Annotated in this window: 19 protein-coding genes and 1 tRNA gene; 13 read left to right on the top strand and 7 right to left on the bottom strand. The window is 54.4% G+C overall.

The annotated features are described in order from the left end of the window. Positions 1 to 20 precede the first annotated feature (20 nt). The 4 genes from GHH_RS14860 (at position 21) to yugI (ending at position 2,479) form a co-directional block, all read left to right on the top strand. On the top strand, positions 21 to 284 hold the full coding sequence (locus tag GHH_RS14860; RefSeq protein ID WP_011232401.1) for a DUF1871 family protein: 264 nt from the start codon (positions 21 to 23) through the stop codon (positions 282 to 284). 54 nt (positions 285 to 338) lie between these two features. Continuing rightward, positions 339 to 839 carry an Lrp/AsnC family transcriptional regulator gene (locus tag GHH_RS14855; RefSeq protein WP_015375711.1) on the top strand — a complete coding sequence of 167 codons (501 nt, stop codon included), beginning with the start codon at positions 339 to 341 and terminating at the stop codon, positions 837 to 839. After that, positions 836 to 2,008 carry an aminotransferase gene (locus GHH_RS14850; RefSeq protein WP_015375710.1) on the top strand — a complete coding sequence of 391 codons (1,173 nt, stop codon included), beginning with the start codon at positions 836 to 838 and terminating at the stop codon, positions 2,006 to 2,008. The genes GHH_RS14855 and GHH_RS14850 overlap by 4 nt, the downstream gene beginning before the upstream one ends. Before the next feature lie 105 nt (positions 2,009 to 2,113). Continuing rightward, positions 2,114 to 2,479 (top strand): S1 domain-containing post-transcriptional regulator GSP13, encoded by a 366-nt coding sequence (gene yugI / locus GHH_RS14845; protein ID WP_015375709.1) that lies wholly within the window; start codon positions 2,114 to 2,116, stop codon positions 2,477 to 2,479. A 103-nt stretch (positions 2,480 to 2,582) separates the two neighbouring features. Here yugI and GHH_RS14840 read toward each other — a convergent pair whose 3' ends face one another. Next, entirely contained in the window at positions 2,583 to 2,816 is a 234-nt protein-coding gene (locus tag GHH_RS14840; RefSeq protein ID WP_011232397.1) for a DUF378 domain-containing protein, read from the bottom strand. A 148-nt stretch (positions 2,817 to 2,964) separates the two neighbouring features. Between GHH_RS14840 and GHH_RS14835 the strand changes: the two genes are divergently transcribed. The 3 genes from GHH_RS14835 (at position 2,965) to GHH_RS14825 (ending at position 6,671) form a co-directional block, all read left to right on the top strand. Further along, on the top strand, positions 2,965 to 4,128 hold the full coding sequence (locus GHH_RS14835; protein ID WP_015375708.1) for an iron-containing alcohol dehydrogenase: 1,164 nt from the start codon (positions 2,965 to 2,967) through the stop codon (positions 4,126 to 4,128). A gap of 513 nt (positions 4,129 to 4,641) precedes the next feature. Continuing rightward, positions 4,642 to 5,991 carry a glucose-6-phosphate isomerase gene (locus GHH_RS14830; protein ID WP_011232395.1) on the top strand — a complete coding sequence of 450 codons (1,350 nt, stop codon included), beginning with the start codon at positions 4,642 to 4,644 and terminating at the stop codon, positions 5,989 to 5,991. A gap of 275 nt (positions 5,992 to 6,266) precedes the next feature. Next, complete coding sequence (locus GHH_RS14825) at positions 6,267 to 6,671, top strand: YugN-like family protein (RefSeq protein ID WP_013144366.1); 405 nt, start codon at positions 6,267 to 6,269, stop codon at positions 6,669 to 6,671. Here the strand turns inward: GHH_RS14825 and GHH_RS14820 are convergent. Continuing rightward, positions 6,668 to 7,663, bottom strand: coding sequence for a TrkA family potassium uptake protein (locus GHH_RS14820; protein ID WP_015375707.1), 996 nt, complete (start codon positions 7,661 to 7,663; stop codon positions 6,668 to 6,670). The two genes, GHH_RS14825 and GHH_RS14820, sit on opposite strands and share 4 nt — an antisense overlap. A 111-nt stretch (positions 7,664 to 7,774) precedes the next feature. Here GHH_RS14820 and GHH_RS14815 point away from each other — a divergent pair, with 111 nt between their 5' ends. After that, positions 7,775 to 7,963 carry an H-type small acid-soluble spore protein gene (locus tag GHH_RS14815; protein ID WP_013144368.1) on the top strand — a complete coding sequence of 63 codons (189 nt, stop codon included), beginning with the start codon at positions 7,775 to 7,777 and terminating at the stop codon, positions 7,961 to 7,963. 272 nt (positions 7,964 to 8,235) lie between these two features. Here the strand turns inward: GHH_RS14815 and GHH_RS14810 are convergent, their stop codons facing one another. Then, the gene (locus tag GHH_RS14810) at positions 8,236 to 9,411 is read right to left on the bottom strand and encodes an MFS transporter (protein ID WP_041470590.1); all 1,176 of its coding nucleotides are present in this window, start codon (positions 9,409 to 9,411) and stop codon (positions 8,236 to 8,238) included. A 99-nt stretch (positions 9,412 to 9,510) separates the two neighbouring features. On the opposite strand from GHH_RS14810, the gene GHH_RS14805 reads away from it, so the two are divergent. Together GHH_RS14805 and GHH_RS14800 are read left to right on the top strand one after the other, a co-directional pair. Then, positions 9,511 to 10,011 (top strand): GNAT family N-acetyltransferase, encoded by a 501-nt coding sequence (locus tag GHH_RS14805; RefSeq protein WP_015375705.1) that lies wholly within the window; start codon positions 9,511 to 9,513, stop codon positions 10,009 to 10,011. 57 nt (positions 10,012 to 10,068) lie between these two features. After that, the gene (locus GHH_RS14800; protein WP_011232390.1) at positions 10,069 to 10,320 is read left to right on the top strand and encodes a hypothetical protein; all 252 of its coding nucleotides are present in this window, start codon (positions 10,069 to 10,071) and stop codon (positions 10,318 to 10,320) included. 212 nt (positions 10,321 to 10,532) lie between these two features. Here GHH_RS14800 and GHH_RS14795 read toward each other — a convergent pair whose 3' ends face one another. Next, complete coding sequence (locus GHH_RS14795; RefSeq protein WP_015375704.1) at positions 10,533 to 11,414, bottom strand: thermonuclease family protein; 882 nt, start codon at positions 11,412 to 11,414, stop codon at positions 10,533 to 10,535. A gap of 237 nt (positions 11,415 to 11,651) precedes the next feature. On the opposite strand from GHH_RS14795, the gene GHH_RS14790 reads away from it, so the two are divergent. After that, entirely contained in the window at positions 11,652 to 12,953 is a 1,302-nt protein-coding gene (locus GHH_RS14790; protein ID WP_014196631.1) for a DnaD domain protein, read from the top strand. Between the two features lie 231 nt (positions 12,954 to 13,184). On the opposite strand, the gene GHH_RS14785 is transcribed toward GHH_RS14790, so the two are convergent. After that, a tRNA-Ala gene (locus GHH_RS14785) sits at positions 13,185 to 13,257 on the bottom strand. Between the two features lie 72 nt (positions 13,258 to 13,329). Then, complete coding sequence (locus GHH_RS14780) at positions 13,330 to 14,007, bottom strand: MgtC/SapB family protein (RefSeq protein ID WP_011232387.1); 678 nt, start codon at positions 14,005 to 14,007, stop codon at positions 13,330 to 13,332. 126 nt (positions 14,008 to 14,133) lie between these two features. Here GHH_RS14780 and GHH_RS14775 point away from each other — a divergent pair, with 126 nt between their 5' ends. After that, entirely contained in the window at positions 14,134 to 15,042 is a 909-nt protein-coding gene (locus GHH_RS14775; protein WP_015375703.1) for a DMT family transporter, read from the top strand. On the opposite strand, the gene GHH_RS14770 is transcribed toward GHH_RS14775, so the two are convergent. Beyond that, entirely contained in the window at positions 15,013 to 15,831 is an 819-nt protein-coding gene (locus tag GHH_RS14770) for a protein-glutamine gamma-glutamyltransferase (protein WP_015375702.1), read from the bottom strand. The genes GHH_RS14775 and GHH_RS14770 overlap by 30 nt on opposite strands. 89 nt (positions 15,832 to 15,920) lie before the next feature. Between GHH_RS14770 and GHH_RS14765 the strand changes: the two genes are divergently transcribed. Continuing rightward, positions 15,921 to 16,088 carry a hypothetical protein gene (locus tag GHH_RS14765; RefSeq protein WP_236612571.1) on the top strand — a complete coding sequence of 56 codons (168 nt, stop codon included), beginning with the start codon at positions 15,921 to 15,923 and terminating at the stop codon, positions 16,086 to 16,088. The last annotated feature ends 480 nt before the right edge of the window (positions 16,089 to 16,568 follow it).

The following is a 16,568-nucleotide window of genomic DNA, read 5'->3' as shown; positions in this document are numbered from 1 at the left end:
GAAAGGTGGATGGCGGCGGCATGGACGGACGACAGTTGAATCGGCTTCTTCTTGAATGGATCGGCGCCTGGGACCCGTTTGGCCTTGGAAAAGACGCCTACGACGTCGAGGCGGCCAGCGTGCTCCAGGCGGTGTATGAGACGGAAGACGCCCGCACGTTGGCCGCCCGCATTCAGTCCATATATGAATTCGCCTTTGACGAGCCGATTCCTTTTCCCGACTGCCTAAAACTCGCCCGCCGGCTGCTTGAATTAAAGCAAGCGGCGTCCTGTCCGCTCCCGTGATGACGACAGGGAGCCGGCTTGGCGAAACCGACTGATGAAATGGAGGGATGCTGCGTGAAATTGAGCGAAAAAGAGCTGGAAATTATCGAAATATTGGAAAAAGACGCGCGAACGCCGATCGATGTGCTGGCGAAGATGATCGATTTGCCGGTCGAGGAAACGGAAGCATTGGTTCGAAAGCTGGAAGAGGCGAAAGTGATCGTGCAATATACGGCGCTCATTGACTGGCGGAAGGCGGACGGACGCGAAGGGGTGACGGCGATGATCGACGTCAAGGTGACCCCGAAGCGCGGCGTCGGCTTTGACGAGGTGGCGGAACGCATTTACCGATTCCCGGAAGTGAAATCGGTGTACTTAATGTCCGGCGCCTACGACTTATCGGTCGTGATCGAAGGGCGTTCGATGGCGGAAATCGCCCAATTTGTTTCCGAGAAGCTGTCGACGCTCGATTCTGTCATTTCAACGACGACCCATTTCATTTTGAAAAAATACAAACACGATGGCATCGTCTTTGACCAAGGAGATCAAGATCGCCGCATCGTGGTGTCGCCATGAAGCCGCAAACGAGAAAAACGTACGTGTCCAAGACGGTTGCGGGCTTGAAGCCATCCGGCATCCGCCGCTTTTTCGACCTTGCTTCCAGCATGGACGGCGTCATTTCGCTCGGCGTCGGCGAGCCGGATTTTGTCACGTCCTGGAGCATTCGCGAAGCGAGCATTTTGTCGCTCGAGCAAGGCTATACGTCGTATACGGCCAACGCCGGGCTCTTGGAGCTCCGACAAGAAATCGCCGCTTATTTGCGCCGCAAGTTTCATGTCGACTACTGTCCGGAGACAGAAATTTTAGTGACGGTCGGGGCGAGCCAGGCCATCGACTTGGCGCTTAGGGCGATCATCAACCCGGGCGATGAAGTGATCATCGTCGAACCGAGTTTTGTCGCCTACGAGCCGCTTGTCGTGCTCGCGGGCGGGAAGCCGGTGGCCGTTTGCACGTCTGGCGAAGACAAGTTTCAGCTCAATCCGGTGCACCTTGAACGGGCGATCACCGAGCGGACGAAGGCGGTCATCATCTGCTCGCCGAACAACCCGACCGGAACGGTGCAGAGCCGCACGGAGCTTGAAGCGATCGCCCGTCTGGCTGAGGCGCATGACTTGCTCGTCATTGCCGATGAAATTTACGCCGAGCTGACGTATGAAGGAGAGTACACGAGCATGGCCGCTGTTAGCGGCATGCGCGAGCGGACGATTTTGATTTCCGGTTTTTCCAAAGGGTTTGCGATGACCGGATGGCGGCTCGGGTTTGCGGCAGCGCCTGACGAGATTTTGCAGGCGATGTTGAAAATCCATCAGTATGCCATGATGTGCGCGCCGACGATGGCGCAATATGGGGCGCTTGAGGCGCTTCGCAGCGGAGAGCGCGATGTCGCCGAGATGCGCAACAGCTACCGGCGGCGGCGCAACTATTTCGTCGCCTCGCTCAATGAAATCGGGCTGCCGTGCCATTTGCCGGGCGGCGCGTTTTACGCCTTCCCATCCATCAAGCCGACCGGTTTGACGTCGGAGCAGTTTGCTGAGCGGCTGCTCATCGAAGAAAAAGTAGCGGTCGTCCCCGGCAACGTCTTCGGCCAAAGCGGGGAAGGCTATATCCGCTGTTCATACGCTTCATCGCTCGAACAGCTGCAAGAAGCCATTAAGCGAATGAAACGGTTTTTGGCGCGCCTGTAACTGGGGATGTTCCGCCGTCGGCGGGACATCTTTTTTTGGGGTTTGCTGTCGGTCTATGTTATAATACAGAAACATAGACGAAATTCATCAATAGGAGTGTTTCGCTTGTCAACGATCAAACGAGGAGCGATCGTGAAAGGGAAGGTGACGGGCATTCAGCCGTATGGCGCGTTCGTCCAGCTTGAGGACGGCATGCAAGGGCTGATCCATATTTCTGAAATTTCCCATCAATTTGTGAAAGATGTGCGCGATTACGTCCATGTCGGGGATGAAGTGACGGTCAAGGTGTTGGACGTCGATCGAAAGGCGAGGAGGGCGAGCCTGTCCCTAAAGGCGCTTGAACCCGCCGGGGAAAAGGAAAAACGCCATATGCGCATGAAAATGCCGCTCAAGTCGGGGTTTCGCCCGTTGAAGGAAAAACTGCGCGAATGGATTGAGCAGTCCAAGAAAGAAGATGGACCGAAACCATAAGAACCCTGCCGCCAAGCGGCGAGAGTCCATGACGCTTTTGGGCCGGGAGAGGCGCAAAAAGAAGACACCCACCGCCAAGCGGTGCGTGTCCCTTTGTGTTTCATTATGTGCGCGATGTCTTTGGCTCGGTGCGCCCAAGTTCTTCGGCCGGTTTAAATAAAAGCGCCAAGTTGATCAAGCCGGCGATGCCGACCAAGCTGTAGATGATGCGCGACCAAACGGAGTCTTGGCCGCCGAAAATGGCGGCGACTAAGTCAAATTGGAAAAAGCCGATCAGTCCCCAGTTAATGGCGCCGATAATGGTCAACAATAGCGCAATGCGCTGCAATGCTCCCATCTTGTTTGCCTCCTTTGGAAAATTTCTTTTCAACTTATAGGATGAATCGCAGTCGTGAAAAATATGCATCGTTTGCCGCCAAAGCAGTTGGCTTTACAACCGGTGGCAGGCGCTGCCATAATAGATTCAGGAAAAGGAGGGCATCCATATGCAAGAGTTTATTTTCCGCAACCCGACGAAACTGATTTTCGGAAAAGGGCAGCTCGAACGTCTCAAAGAAGAAGTGCCGAGCTACGGCAAGAAAGTGCTGCTCGTGTATGGCGGCGGCAGCATCAAACGAAACGGATTGTATGAGGAAGTCATGAAGATATTGGGGAATATTGGCGCCGAGGTCATCGAACTGCCAGGCGTCGAACCGAACCCGCGCGTCTCGACCGTAAGAAAAGGGGTGGACATTTGCAAGCGGGAAGGCGTCGAATTTTTGCTGGCGGTTGGCGGCGGCAGCGTCATCGACTGCACGAAAGCGATCGCCGCCGGGGCGAAATTCGATGGCGATCCGTGGGAGTTTATCACGAAAAAAGCGCCCGTCACCGGCGCCCTGCCGTTTGGCGTCGTCTTGACGCTGGCGGCGACCGGGTCGGAGATGAATTCTGGTTCGGTGATCACAAACTGGGAGACGAAAGAAAAATACGGCTGGGGCAGCCCGTTTACGTTCCCGCAATTTTCGATTTTGGATCCGACGTATACGATGACCGTTCCGAAAGACCATACGGTTTACGGCATTGTCGATATGATGTCGCATGTGTTTGAGCAATATTTCCACCATACGCCGAACACACCATTGCAAGACCGGATGTGTGAAGCGGTGTTGAAAACCGTGATCGAAACGGCGCCCAAACTGATCAACGATTTGGAAAACTACGAGCTGCGCGAGACGATCATGTACTCGGGCACGATCGCCTTAAACGGCTTCTTGCAAATGGGCGTCCGCGGCGACTGGGCGACGCACAATATTGAGCATGCCGTTTCCGCCGTGTATGACATCCCGCACGCCGGGGGATTGGCGATTTTGTTCCCGAACTGGATGAAGCATGTGCTCGATGAAAATGTCAGCCGTTTCGCCCAGCTCGCGGTGCGCGTCTTTGATGTCGATCCGGCGGGCAAATCGGAGCGGGATGTGGCGCTTGAAGGCATCGAGCGGCTGCGCGAGTTCTGGTCGAGCCTCGGGGCGCCGTCGCGGCTTGCGGACTATGGCATCGGCGAGGAAAACTTGGAGCTGATGGCCGATAAAGCGATGGCGTTTGGCGAGTTCGGCCGTTTCAAAACATTGAACCGCGATGATGTGCTCGCCATTTTGCGCGCTTCCCTGTAATGAGGCGATGCGGCGGTTTCGCGAATCAATCGATGATGGCGCCGGCTCGGCGACGGAATCTGCCTGAGCTGGCGCTTTTCCTATTTTCTTGGTTTGCCTGGGTGCGCTCCCAATCCCGCAGGACGGCGGAAAGGGAGGAGGGCGCGAAAAACAGCCGCCTCGCCCGAATCCATGGTTCTCGAATGAGGAAAAAGCACAACGTTGATTACGTTTCTTGAGGCGAGCAGCCTGAGCCCCTAGAAGGCTGGTGAAAAACGAGTTTTGTTCCCAAATCGGCGGCGTTTCATCAGGAAAGAAGACGAACTTCACAAGGTTTCTCTAATTGAAAAATGGTTGGGATAAGCTGTCTTTTTCGTTGCATCACCATCCCTCCAGGTGTCACGCAAGGAAATCGGCGCGGCGAACATGGCGAAAAATGAATCCGTTTCCAAAAAAGGTGGGCTGCTTGATTTCCCTTGTTTATTCCGCTAAAGTGAAAGAAGGCAATGATTCTTGAAGGGGAGGCGGAAATCGATGACCCACATTCGCTTTGACTATTCCAAAGCGCTCGCCTTTTTTGGCGAACATGAGCTTACATACTTGCGTGATGCCGTGAAAGTCGCGCATCATTCGCTTCATGAAAAAACCGGTGTTGGAAGCGACTTTTTAGGCTGGCTTGACTGGCCGGTCGACTATGACAAAGAAGAATTCGCACGCATCAAGGAGGCGGCGAAAAAAATCCAATCGGACTCTGATGTTCTTGTCGTCATCGGCATCGGCGGCTCGTACCTTGGCGCGCGGGCGGCGATCGAGATGCTGCACCATTCGTTTTACAACGCCTTGCCAAAAGAAAAGCGGAAAACGCCGCAAATCATTTTTGTCGGCAACAACATCAGCTCGACGTATATGAAAGACGTCATCGATTTCTTGGAAGGGAAAGACTTCTCGATCAACGTCATTTCCAAATCGGGGACGACGACCGAGCCGGCGATCGCCTTCCGCATTTTCCGCAAGCTGCTTGAGGAGAAATACGGCAAAGAGGAAGCGCGCCGCCGCATTTACGCGACGACGGACAGCAAGCGCGGCGCGCTTCGGACGCTCGCCAATGAGGAAGGGTACGAGACGTTTGTCATTCCGGATGACATCGGCGGCCGCTACTCGGTGCTGACGGCGGTCGGGTTGCTGCCGATTGCCGCAAGCGGCGCGGACATTAACGCCATGATGGAAGGAGCGGCCAAAGCGCGTGACGATTTCAGCTCCTCGGAGCTTGAGGAAAACGCCGCTTACCAATACGCCGCCATCCGCAACATTTTGTACAACAAAGGGAAAACGATCGAGCTGCTCGTCAACTACGAACCAGCGCTGCACTATTTCGCCGAATGGTGGAAGCAGCTGTTCGGCGAAAGCGAAGGGAAGGATCAAAAAGGCATTTACCCGGCTTCCGCTGATTTCTCGACCGATTTGCATTCGCTCGGCCAATACATTCAAGAAGGGCGCCGCGATTTGTTTGAAACAGTGTTGAAGCTGGAAGAACCGCGTCATGAGCTGATCATTGAAGCCGAAGAAAACGACCTCGACGGGCTGAACTATTTGGCGGGAAAAACGGTTGATTTCGTCAACACAAAAGCGTTCGAAGGGACGCTGCTCGCCCATACGGACGGCGGCGTGCCGAACTTGGTCATCACGTTGCCGAAGCTCGATGAATATACGTTCGGCTACCTTGTCTACTTCTTTGAAAAAGCATGCGCCATGAGCGGCTACTTGCTCGGGGTGAATCCATTTGACCAACCGGGAGTGGAAGCATACAAAAAGAATATGTTCGCCCTCCTCGGCAAACCAGGCTATGAGCAGTTGAAGGAAGAACTGGAGAAACGGTTGAAATAACAACGTGTTCCATCGCCAAGCCGCTGTTTTCTCGGGGGAGATGACTCGCGGCTCGACCCGAGTCGCGCCCGAAACGGCGGACGGAACGACGGAAAAAGCGCCTCTTCCCTTTTGTGGGGGAAGAGGTGTTTTGTTATACATACCGGATCGTCCGGCCTCACAATGCCCGGACGAGGGTTTATTGCTCCCTGCCGTTTTTCGCCAAGCGTCTGAAGCTGCCGCGGACAAATAATCCCCGCCGAACGGGAAACGATAAAAGAAAGGAGGGATTGTGCATGATTGAAATGCCATCGCGTTTGGAAGGAAAACAATTTCAACTGTACCATTTGGAAGAGCAATTAAAACCAATGGGATATACAATCGGCGGCGGGTGGGACTACGATCACGGCTATTTCGACTACAAAATCGCCGATGACGCGGGCTATCAGTTTTTGCGCGTGCCGTTTCGGGCGGTCGACGGGCAGCTTGATTCGCACGGAACGACGGTGGAGCTTGGGCGGCCGTTTTTGCTTGCGCATAAATACCAACGGGGCATCGATGATTTCGCCGATGTCGGCAACATCAGCGCCTCATTCAATCAGTTTGCCGAGCCGCAAGACCCGGATGCGACCGTACCCGAGCGATACATTTCCGTCGGAAAGGCGCTTGTCCAAGAGCTGGAGCGCCGCCTGCTCGATTAAGGGGCAAGCGCGAACAGGCGATCGCTTGGTTGAATCGGGCGGTCCGGTGCAACGGAAATCGCTCCGTGATCTCCATGGATGACGCCAAGCAGCGTCACGTTTTGCTTGAGCAGCTGCTGTTGAACGGCGGCGAATGGCTGGCCGATTTGCTGTTCGTCTGGCTCGAGAAGGCAGAGCGTCTGTCCGTCCAGGCGGTAAAGCGCCGTCTCCCACACGCTGGCGGCGCCCGGCGAGCGAAGGCTGGCGGCCATGGCGAAACTCGCCAGCAAGTTTGTCTGAATCACCTCATCCGCCCCGGCGCGGAAGGCGTTCTGGACGTTTCGGCCCGTTAGGATTTCCACGATGGCGTACACCGACGGGTTGAGGCTTTTGGCGGCAAGCAGCGTGACAATCGTATCTTTATCGGCTTCCGCTTCCGCTTTATGCGGATCGGCGGTGATGAGCAAAAAACGCGCTTCTTGAATATTGGCCTTCTCCAGCACCGCATCGTCGCTTGCCGTTCCTTTAATGAAATGAACCGGCGCGTTCAGAAGCGGGTGGGACGGAACAGTGGCGTCGATGAGAACGAAGCGCATGGAGGCGTCGTGCCGCGCGAGGCGGAGCAGCACCTCGCGCGCCCGCTCGTTCCAGCCGACGATCACCGCATGGCCGCGCTCTGTATACCGGAGCTGTCCGCTTGTAAAGGCGGTTTCCCGGGCGGCGGCCGCGGCGGAGACGGAAGCGAAATAAGCGGTGAGGATGCCGGTGCCAAGGATGATAAGCCCAATGGCCGCGAGTTTTCCGGCGACCGTTTTCGGGACGATGTCGCCGTAGCCGATTGTCGCCGACGTCACGATCGCCCACCACACGCCGTCGAACACCGTGCGGAACGTCTCTGGTTCAATGAAGCGCATCAGCGCGCCAAACAGCACGATCAACGCGCTTGCCGAGACAAACAGACGAAGCACGGGCGGCCAGCGCCAATACGATAACAGCACGTTCCTTGTTCTCATCGTCCACCCCTCTTTTGCTTTTGTCTTTTTTAGTGTGAGCCGTTTTTGCATAAACATTCCTGTTTTTTCCCATACTAGGAAACGGAACATCACAGAAAGGGGACAGTGGTCATGGATATGAACCGTGTCAAACAAATCGTTTCTTCCCCTGCCGATATCCCGGTATATTACAACGGCGTGTCGGTATGGATTGACGGGTATGATGAAGAAAAACAGACGGCGACCGTCCATTTGCGCGATGGCCGGCTTCATGAGCGCCGGGATGTGCCGGTTTCGGAATTGACGGAAGAGCGGGAGTGAAAAGGGGAGGCCGGCTGACAGTGCGGGAGCCTTCTTGCGTTTCCCGAGCGCGCTTGGTTCGAGTAAAGGAGTTTTCCGGCATGAAGCGTCCGGGCGGCCCGCAAGAAAACGGTTGTTGTTCGCCGTCTGTTTCGTGAACAAGACGGCTTTTCAGACGACAATCAGAGGGAGTCGGTGCAAGGACGTAGACATCGGATGAAACGTTGATGGAGCGAAAGACGGGGAAATCCGCCGCTTGCCGAACGACATGTCGGGCAAGCGGCTTCGTTTTGTCAGACAGCGGATTGGCGGCGCGTCCGGGCAACGCGCACCGTCAACAGCAAGGCGCAGGCGAAAAAGAGAAGATCATCCATTCCGTAGACGAGATGATCCCCTCCAACGGCAAACAGCGCGCTGCCGATCATCGGTCCGAACGCCATGCCCATATAGCGGAAAAAGTTGTACACGCCGATCGCTGTCGAGCGGTTCGCCTGAAAGACGTTCGTCAGCACAGTTGTTTGCACCGGGAGCGAAAGGCCTAAAAACAAGCCGAACAAGGCGATGGCCAAAACAAGCAGCGAAAGCGATCGTTGGGCCGCGATCAAGAAAAAGAAAATGGACAGCACGGTCAAGTACGATGCCGCCAAGAGGATGCGCCGCTCCGGGAAGCGTCCTTGAAGGCGCCCGCCGAGGAAGCTGCCGATGACGATCATGGACGACATCGCCAAGTACACCGTCCCTTTTTCCTGCGCCGACAGACCGTACCGATCCGTCAAGATGCTGGGCAAAAAGACGAGAAAATTATACAGCGAGTAATATTGAACAAATCCAAGCAGAACGATCGACGACCCGGCACGGCGGCGGAGCACTGAAGCGAAGTCGGAGAGGCGAAACGGGGACGAAACGGCCGTTTCCGGTTTCGTTTCCTTCAGCAGCAGGAAATTGCCGGCACCAACTAAGCCGCCGACGGCCACAAGCGCCAAAAAGACGGTGCGAAATGGAAAATGCTCTGCCAAAAAGCCGCCGACGATCGGCCCGACGACAGGGCCAAGTGAGACCATCATTTGAAACGTCCCCATCGCCCGCCCGCGCTCTTTGCCGGTGAACAAGTCGCCGATGACCGTGGCGGCGACGACCGACCCGGCTGCGATGCCAACGGCTTGCAAGGCGCGGAAAAACAAGAGCGCATAAATGGATGTTGAGAAAAAACAGCCGAGCGAAGCGGCGATGTAGATGACGATGCCGCCAAGCAGCACCGTCCTCCGTCCTTTCCGGTCGGTGAGCGGGCCATAGACGATTTGCATCATCGCCAGGAAGAACGTGAAAATGGAAATCGTCAAGTTGATCAAAAACGAAGAAGTCGCAAACGCCTCCCGCACTTCTGGTAAAATAGGAGTGTAAATCGTTTGCGTAAACGGGCCGAGAAACGCGGCGAGCGACACAAGATAGACGACAAGCTGGCGTTTCATCTCTTTCCCCTTTCTTTGTTTGTACATATGTATCATTATACTCTCGCTTTTTTCACTGATGGAAATAAAATGACTGTTTGCAAAAGGGGAGATGGAAAGATGGAATCATGTTTGATCCGCGATGCGGCCGCGGCGGATTTGCCGCACATCGTCCGCATTTATAATGAAACGATCCCAAGCCGGATGGTGACGGCGGACTTGGAGCCGGTGTCGGTCGAAAGCCGGCGGGCGTGGTTTGAGGCCCATGACCCGCACAATCGTCCGCTTTGGGTCGTCGAGGACGACGGCGCGGTTTGCGCCTGGCTCAGCTTTCAGTCGTTTTACGGCCGCCCGGCGTACCGCCATACGGCGGAGGTAAGCATTTATATCGCCGAAACGCACCGCGGCCGGGGGCTTGGGACGAAGCTGCTCGAGCGGGCGGTCGAACGGGCGCCCGAACTTGGGATCAAGACGCTGCTCGGCTTTATTTTTGCGCATAATGAACCAAGTTTGCGGCTTTTCTCCCGCTTCGGATTTGAACGATGGGGATATTTTCCGCGCGTGGCGGAATTGGACGGCGTGGAACGCGATTTGGTCATTGTCGGCAAACGGCTTGTATAGAATGGGGGGAGGCGGGGAAGTCATAAGTAATGAGGATGAACGGAAAGAGGGAAGGATATGAACGTCATGCCGATTCGGCTGTTTACGATCCAAGATGGGGAAGGATTTGTCGCTGACGCGTTTCAATGCCCGGTGACCGGCAATTTGATTTACAAATCGTCTGGCACGCCGTCCGTTGTCGCATATGCAGACTTGACCGACGAACAAATCATGCGCCTTGAGAAATACGGATTTCGGCGGCTCGGCGAGTCGCCGGCGCGGATGGAAAGCGGCCCGGACGGCATTGAAGAGCTGCTGCCGAGGCAATGAGGGAGAAAGAAAACGAGGTGAAAACGTTGAAGAAAAGGCCTGCCCGCTGGGGACAGGCTTTTTCTTTTCCCCAGAAGGCCGGCGAAACCCAACGGATTCGCTCGATCCGTTCGTGAGAAAGCTCAAGGGATGAAACTGCGGCGCTGCAAGGTTTTTTCAATTTGAAAAACATTGTTGCAAAGCCTGATATTCGTTCCATCACCGGCCGTTGATCATGTCAACCGGCGGATGAGCCAATAGAGCGCGGCGGCCGCCGCTAGGCCAAGCAGCGTATAAAGAACCGGACGGCCGGATCGTTCGAGCGGCGTTTTGTTCTCCAAAGCTGGCGGGTGATCGGTCTTGGCCGTCTTTTCCTTCGTCTGCGGCCGCGTTTCCGTCCCTGCCCCCTCCCTCTCTCCAGCGGCACGCTTGCCGTACATGCCCGCTCCGGTTCGTTTCGCCTCCTCGTACGCCTTGCGGACGCGCGCTTCGTATTTGTAATCGCCATAGTCATAAAAGTCTTCGACAAGTCCGGCTTTGGAGAGGTCTTCTTGCAGCAGGCGCTTGCCGACCCACACCCAGGCGAGCAGCCGCTGGTATTTGTCAAACAGCGCGTCTCCGTCGGTCTCAAGCAAAATGTTCCCTTGATGCAAGCGGGAACATGTAAACCGGCTTGCTTCTTTCCCATACGGTTCGACTTGGATCGTGCTCTCCGGCGTATCAATGAACAAAAACCTCGTCGTGTATACATGGCCGTTGACGCGGAATTTCGCCGTATCGCCGTCGATGCACTCGACCAATTCAGCCGGGTAGGTGCGGCCAAGGCGCAACGTAGAACGATCTTCTTTCTTCCCCAGTGTATGGCCGTCCAGGTCGATTCGCTCTGGGGTGAGATGCCGCTTGCATCGTTCATTGCCGTTGTATGTTTGAATAAGCTGGACAAGCTCTTGTTTCGTTTTCGCCTGCTTCGCCAGCGCAGTCGGCTCATGGAGCAAATACACGCAGTCGCTGCCGCGGAAGTGCCCGCCCAACTCATCAAGCTCGCCAGGGTGGGCAAAAGCGGAAATCGGGAACATCAACAGGAAACAAAACAAGAATATGACCATTCGTTTCAAAAACGATCCCTCCACTCGAAAAGCATTTCTTCCTCTTGAACAAAAACCGGATGTCCGCAATGGATGGGTTTCAGCACACGATCGCACATGTTATGCCGGTTTTTTCCGTTTTTCAGCGAAAAATCAAGCCAATATGGCCGTTATCGCGCTGTTAGGCGGTTTGCGTTCGTTCACGATAAAGTTTATCAAAAAAGTGGAACGATGAGGAAACATCTCGTCTGAGGGGGAGAGGATGACATGTCCAACTTGCTTTTCGATGATCAACCGTTGGTCATTTTGCCGCAACTCGCTTTGGCGATCGGGTTGAACGAAAGCATCGTTGTTCAGCAGCTGCATTATTGGCTCAAGAAAAGCGAAAACGTCCATGACGGCTATAAGTGGGTGTACAACACGTATGCAGACTGGCAGCGACAATTCCCGTTCTGGTCGGAAAGCACGATTCGCCGGATCATTCTTAAACTGGAAAAAATGGGGATCATCGTCGCGGCGAATTTCAACCGCTCCAAGATCGATAAAACGAAATGGTATCGGATCGACTATGACAAACTGGCTGAAATAACGAAAGAAATATCAGAAATGTCGGACGGACAACATGGGCAGGCGGCAGATGATGGCGTGATGACCGCGCACAATGGTGTTTCGATCGTTCAAGGTGCGGTTTCGTTCACTCAAAACGGGGTTTCGTTCGTTCACGATGAGGGTTTGACGACGCACGATGGGGATTCGATTGTGCAAGATGGCATCTCGGCCGTTCAAGGCGGCGCTTCTGTGGTTCAAGGGGGGATGTTGACGGCTCAAGATGGCATTTTGACGGTTCAAAATAGGGTTTTGCCCACTGAAGATGGGGGGTCGATGAGGCAAAGCAGCGTTTCGACGATTCAACAAGATCAGATTTCGGCCGTTTACGATGGCGTTTCGATCGGCCAAAATGAGCAGACGATGGGCGAAACAGTCCGTCCATTTGCGCAAAATGAACCATCCAGCTGGTCAAACTGGGCGGTCGAGGTGCTCAATTTGACAAGACCAATACCAGAGACGACAACAGAGATGACATCAGAGATCAAAAGAGAAGACGAAGAAGACGCGCGCGTGCGCACATACAAGGAGATCGTTCGCTTCTGTGAGGAAAACGGGTTTGGCGTGATCGGCGATTATTTGCGGGAAAAGATCAATGCATGGGTGGACGATGCGTCCGAGGAATTGGTGTTGGAAGCATTGAAAATCGCGGTGGAAAACGGCGCCAAACGGTGGGTGTACGTGGAAACGATTTTGCGCGACTGGACGGAAAAAGGGTATCGCACCGTGGACGAAGTGCGCGCCGCGCGGTTGGCGTTTCGAAAAGAGCGGATGAAGCAACGATCCGCCCCGCCTTCATCCGATGGCGGCAGAACGATGCGGAAACCGATCCGCACCGAGATCGTGCCGGATTGGCTGAAGATGGATTACAGCCAGCCGGAAGACGACGACTTTGACATCGAGCAGGCGCGCCGTGAGTTGGAGGAACGTCTGAAAAAATACAAAACCAACCCGGACGGATGAAGCCGAAGGGCGTAAGAGTCCGAGGAGTCTCATCTCATGACGGGACGTGAACCGAGCGATTTCTTGTGTGCCCCACGATTTGAGGTTCAGTCAGGTCGTTCACTGGTGCTGGCGCCCCTTCACGTTTAGATGGTGGGAGGCTTCTTTTGGGAATTTGTTCACAGGGGGATGGCTCATCGCCATCTCCCGAAACGAAAATAAAAAACCCTTGCACGGCAAGGGTTGGGCAAATGGAGCATACCGGGCTCGAACCGGTGACCTTCGCGCTGCCAGCACGACGCTCTCCCAACTGAGCTAATGCCCCAAAAAAGGATATGGATGATCTGTCCATGTCCCATTATATATATGGATGCGGACAATTGCAATCCTTTTTTGATCACCCGCTTTCAATATCAACGTGCACGACATCGTCAATGGAGCGGATGACGTAGTAAAGTTCGGCGGTCGAGCGCTTTTGGTCAATGACGGCTCTTAGTTTCAGCAAATGTTCATTCTCTTCAACGTCTTTAATGCGCATCGTTTTAATGTTGATGTCCTGTTGTTTTAAATGGTCGATGACCTTTGTAATGTTTTTGGCGTCCGCCACGGTGATTTGCAACAGCACCTCTTTTTCGCGCAGCTGCTTTGGTCCAAAAAAATTGATCAAAAACGGAATGAGTTCCACACTGACAATGAGAAGCGCGACGCCGAACGCCGATTCCCAATAGAAGCCTGCGCCGACCGCTACTCCAATCCCTGCCGCCCCCCAAATGATCGCGGCGGTCGTCAGCCCGGTGATGCTGTCGTTGCCGCGGCGCAAAATGACGCCTGCTCCTAAAAAACCGACCCCGGACACAATTTGCGCCGCCAGTCGAAGCGGGTCCATCGTAATATGGTCTTTGAGCGGAAAGACGTACGCCGATTCGATCGAAACGATTGTAAGCAAGCAGCTGGAAATGGAAATCACAAGACACGTTTTCAAACCGACCGGTTTTCGCTTCAATTCCCGTTCCAGCCCAATGATCAGCCCGAGAATGGCGGAAATCCCTAGTTTGAGGAACGGATCAAACATCATCGTTTCTCACCTCGTTCATGGTATAATGTAAGAAAACGTTCGTGAACCATTTTTGTCCGCCCTTCCGCATGAAAGTGGTAGATCAGGGCGCACACTCCTTTTCGTAGAAAGTGAGTTGGCAGAAACATGAAGCCGCCAAGCACAGCAAAGGCTTATGCCGCTCTATTCATCGGCGCGCTTGCCGTGTCAACATCGGCCATTTTCGTCAAATGGTCGCAGGCGCCGTCCGCGGTGATCGCCTTTTATCGGCTCTTTTTGGCCGTCGCCATCATGACGCCGTTGTTCCTCCGGCATCGAAGCGAACTCCGAGGCATCTCTCGGCGCGATTGGCTGTTTTCGCTTTGTTCTGGGGTTTTGCTTGCCTTTCATTTTATCCTTTGGTTTGAATCGCTCGACTATACATCCGTCGCTAGTTCGGTCGTGCTTGTGACGCTGCAGCCGCTGTTTGCCTTCGCAGGCGGCGCGTTGTTTTTCCGCGAACGGTTGACCGTCGGCGCGGTCGGGAGCGCGGTGTTGGCCATGATCGGCAGCGTTCTCATCAGCTGGGGAGACTTCCGCGTCAGCGGTGAAGCGCTGTACGGCGATGGATTGGCGCTGCTTTCCTGCGCGTTTGTCACGGCGTATTGGCTGTTCGGCCAAGAGGTGCGCCAACGGTTGTCATTGATGACGTATACCTATATCGTCTATGGCATCAGCGCGGCGGTGTTGTGGCTGTACGCGATGCTGTTTCGCCTTTCGCTGACGGCGTATCAGCTGACGGATTGGCTTTGTTTTCTCGCTCTCGCCGTCATTCCAACGCTGCTCGGCCATTCGGTGATGAACTGGGCGGTCAAATGGGTCAGCGCCTCGACGGTGTCGATGGCGATTTTATTTGAACCGATCGGCGCTTCCGCCTTGGCCTACTGGCTGTTTGGCGAACCGATCCGTCCGTTTCAATGGATCGGCGGTATTTTTATTTTAACAGGAATCGCCCTGTATTTGTGGGAGAAAAGCGAAAAAGGTCCGCTAACGGTGCAAGAACGTAGCGGACCCTAGCGTTCCGACGATAAAGGGCGGGCGGCGGATCGGCAGGCGGAATTCATCGAAGCCGCGGGCGAATTGGGACAGATAAGCGAAATCGACTTGCGTGATATCGGGAAGCAGGTAAGCGGATTTCGTCGCCCCCCGCTTTCGTTTTCGATTGAGCGCGGCGATGATGCCGTCTGCCGTCTGGATGCCGATGCCGTGCCCGTAAAAGAAGCCGTCGCCTAAGTAAATGGCATTTTCCCCTTGCCATTGCGGCGTCAGCGGATCGAATTCCGGGTTTTTAAAATAGAGGCAATCTCCGGGGAGAAAGTGTTCATCTTTTTTTGTTTGAATGCCAAGATCCCGGTCGGTATGCCAGTCATACAGCAGCAAATCCGCAAACAGCCGGTTGAATGCCGCTGGATCGATTACGTCAAGCACGGCCTTGTAAAACACGATGACGATCGCGGTCGCGCATTCAAACGCGTATCGCTCGCTATGGACAAAAATGTCCTGAATCGCTTCGGAAGCCGTGACATCTGGGCGAAGACGGAAGCCGCCGCGCTCGTCCCGCGTCCAAAAATCGCTGTTGCAGCGCGAAAAACGGAAAATGGCAAACCGCGCCCGGCTTTTCGCCAACTCGCCCGCCGCCCGAACAATGCGGTCGCGCAAGGCGATTTCAAATCGAAGCTGGTGTTTATTTGCATACGTATACAACTTAGGCGAGGAAACAAGGGCATCTAAGATTCGTTGTTCGCTGGCCGGAAGCGAAAACGAACTCGAAACGTCAAAGTTGATTGGTGATAACACGCGAATCAAAGTGAAGAAGCCTCCTTGATGAAAGGATCGCAACAACGATATAGATGCAAAACGGAAAAGTTCTCCACGTCCTTGACGAAAAAAGTCGCTTGCCTATTTCGACCGCCCGAGGCAAACAGCCGTCTTCTTCGCTGCACCTTGGCGTGGCGGAAGACGGAACGACTACCTGCTTCACAGACCCAGGCGTGGGGCTGGAAGCGGCGTTGTTCGGTCGCCTGACAGTCCATCCAGTCGCTCTGCAAAAGCCGTCGATGTGAAGGCGTCCAATCGCATCTATATAGCGATGCCATAGAAGAAATGTATGCACTCGCGCCGGTGTTCATTCCCCTTTTTTAGGAAAAGAACGCTTTCCTGTGGGATGGAGAAGAGGGAACGGGGATGGATCAGCGCGTCCTAAAATTTTTTTAAAAAAGGTATTGCTTTTTTCGAGTTAAGGTGGTATATTAGAAAACGTCGCTGATCAAAGAGGTTGTTTGACAGCGATGCGAAGCAAAAAAGCAGTTGACATCCAAAAAGATGTTATGCTAACATAAAAGAGCTGTTTGAGAGAGACAAAACAGTCGAAAGCTTGTTCCTTGAAAACTGAACGAAACGAAGCGCAATAGAAAAGCTGAGGCCGCTTTGGCCGAAGCTGGACAATACGGAAAAGCTGAGGCCCGCGGGTCGCCGCGATGGGCAAATGTTCTTCGCCTGCAGGGATTTACAATCCCGAAGGCGAAGGTTATTTGACCCCGAGC

Origin of the sequence: Geobacillus sp. GHH01 (assembly GCF_000336445.1) — a bacterium.
Classification (GTDB): Bacteria; Bacillota; Bacilli; order Bacillales; family Anoxybacillaceae; genus Geobacillus; species Geobacillus zalihae.
Note: the sequence above shows the minus strand (reverse complement) of the source record. Positions and strands in the feature narration are given on the sequence as shown.

What these genes read in the sequence shown, in the direction of transcription:
- GHH_RS14835 (WP_015375708.1), top strand. Translation starts at nt 2,965, where the DNA reads ATGCAAGAGTTTATTTTCCGCAACCCGACGAAACTGATTTTCGGAAAA.
- GHH_RS14790 (WP_014196631.1), top strand. Translation starts at nt 11,652, where the DNA reads ATGTCCAACTTGCTTTTCGATGATCAACCGTTGGTCATTTTGCCGCAA.
- GHH_RS14830 (WP_011232395.1), top strand. Translation starts at nt 4,642, where the DNA reads ATGACCCACATTCGCTTTGACTATTCCAAAGCGCTCGCCTTTTTTGGC.
- GHH_RS14840 (WP_011232397.1), bottom strand. Translation starts at nt 2,816, where the DNA reads ATGGGAGCATTGCAGCGCATTGCGCTATTGTTGACCATTATCGGCGCC.
- GHH_RS14810 (WP_041470590.1), bottom strand. Translation starts at nt 9,411, where the DNA reads ATGAAACGCCAGCTTGTCGTCTATCTTGTGTCGCTCGCCGCGTTTCTC.
- GHH_RS14775 (WP_015375703.1), top strand. Translation starts at nt 14,134, where the DNA reads ATGAAGCCGCCAAGCACAGCAAAGGCTTATGCCGCTCTATTCATCGGC.
- GHH_RS14780 (WP_011232387.1), bottom strand. Translation starts at nt 14,007, where the DNA reads ATGATGTTTGATCCGTTCCTCAAACTAGGGATTTCCGCCATTCTCGGG.
- GHH_RS14825 (WP_013144366.1), top strand. Translation starts at nt 6,267, where the DNA reads ATGATTGAAATGCCATCGCGTTTGGAAGGAAAACAATTTCAACTGTAC.
- GHH_RS14800 (WP_011232390.1), top strand. Translation starts at nt 10,069, where the DNA reads ATGAACGTCATGCCGATTCGGCTGTTTACGATCCAAGATGGGGAAGGA.
- GHH_RS14850 (WP_015375710.1), top strand. Translation starts at nt 836, where the DNA reads ATGAAGCCGCAAACGAGAAAAACGTACGTGTCCAAGACGGTTGCGGGC.
- GHH_RS14820 (WP_015375707.1), bottom strand. Translation starts at nt 7,663, where the DNA reads ATGAGAACAAGGAACGTGCTGTTATCGTATTGGCGCTGGCCGCCCGTG.
- GHH_RS14805 (WP_015375705.1), top strand. Translation starts at nt 9,511, where the DNA reads ATGGAATCATGTTTGATCCGCGATGCGGCCGCGGCGGATTTGCCGCAC.
- GHH_RS14815 (WP_013144368.1), top strand. Translation starts at nt 7,775, where the DNA reads ATGGATATGAACCGTGTCAAACAAATCGTTTCTTCCCCTGCCGATATC.
- GHH_RS14860 (WP_011232401.1), top strand. Translation starts at nt 21, where the DNA reads ATGGACGGACGACAGTTGAATCGGCTTCTTCTTGAATGGATCGGCGCC.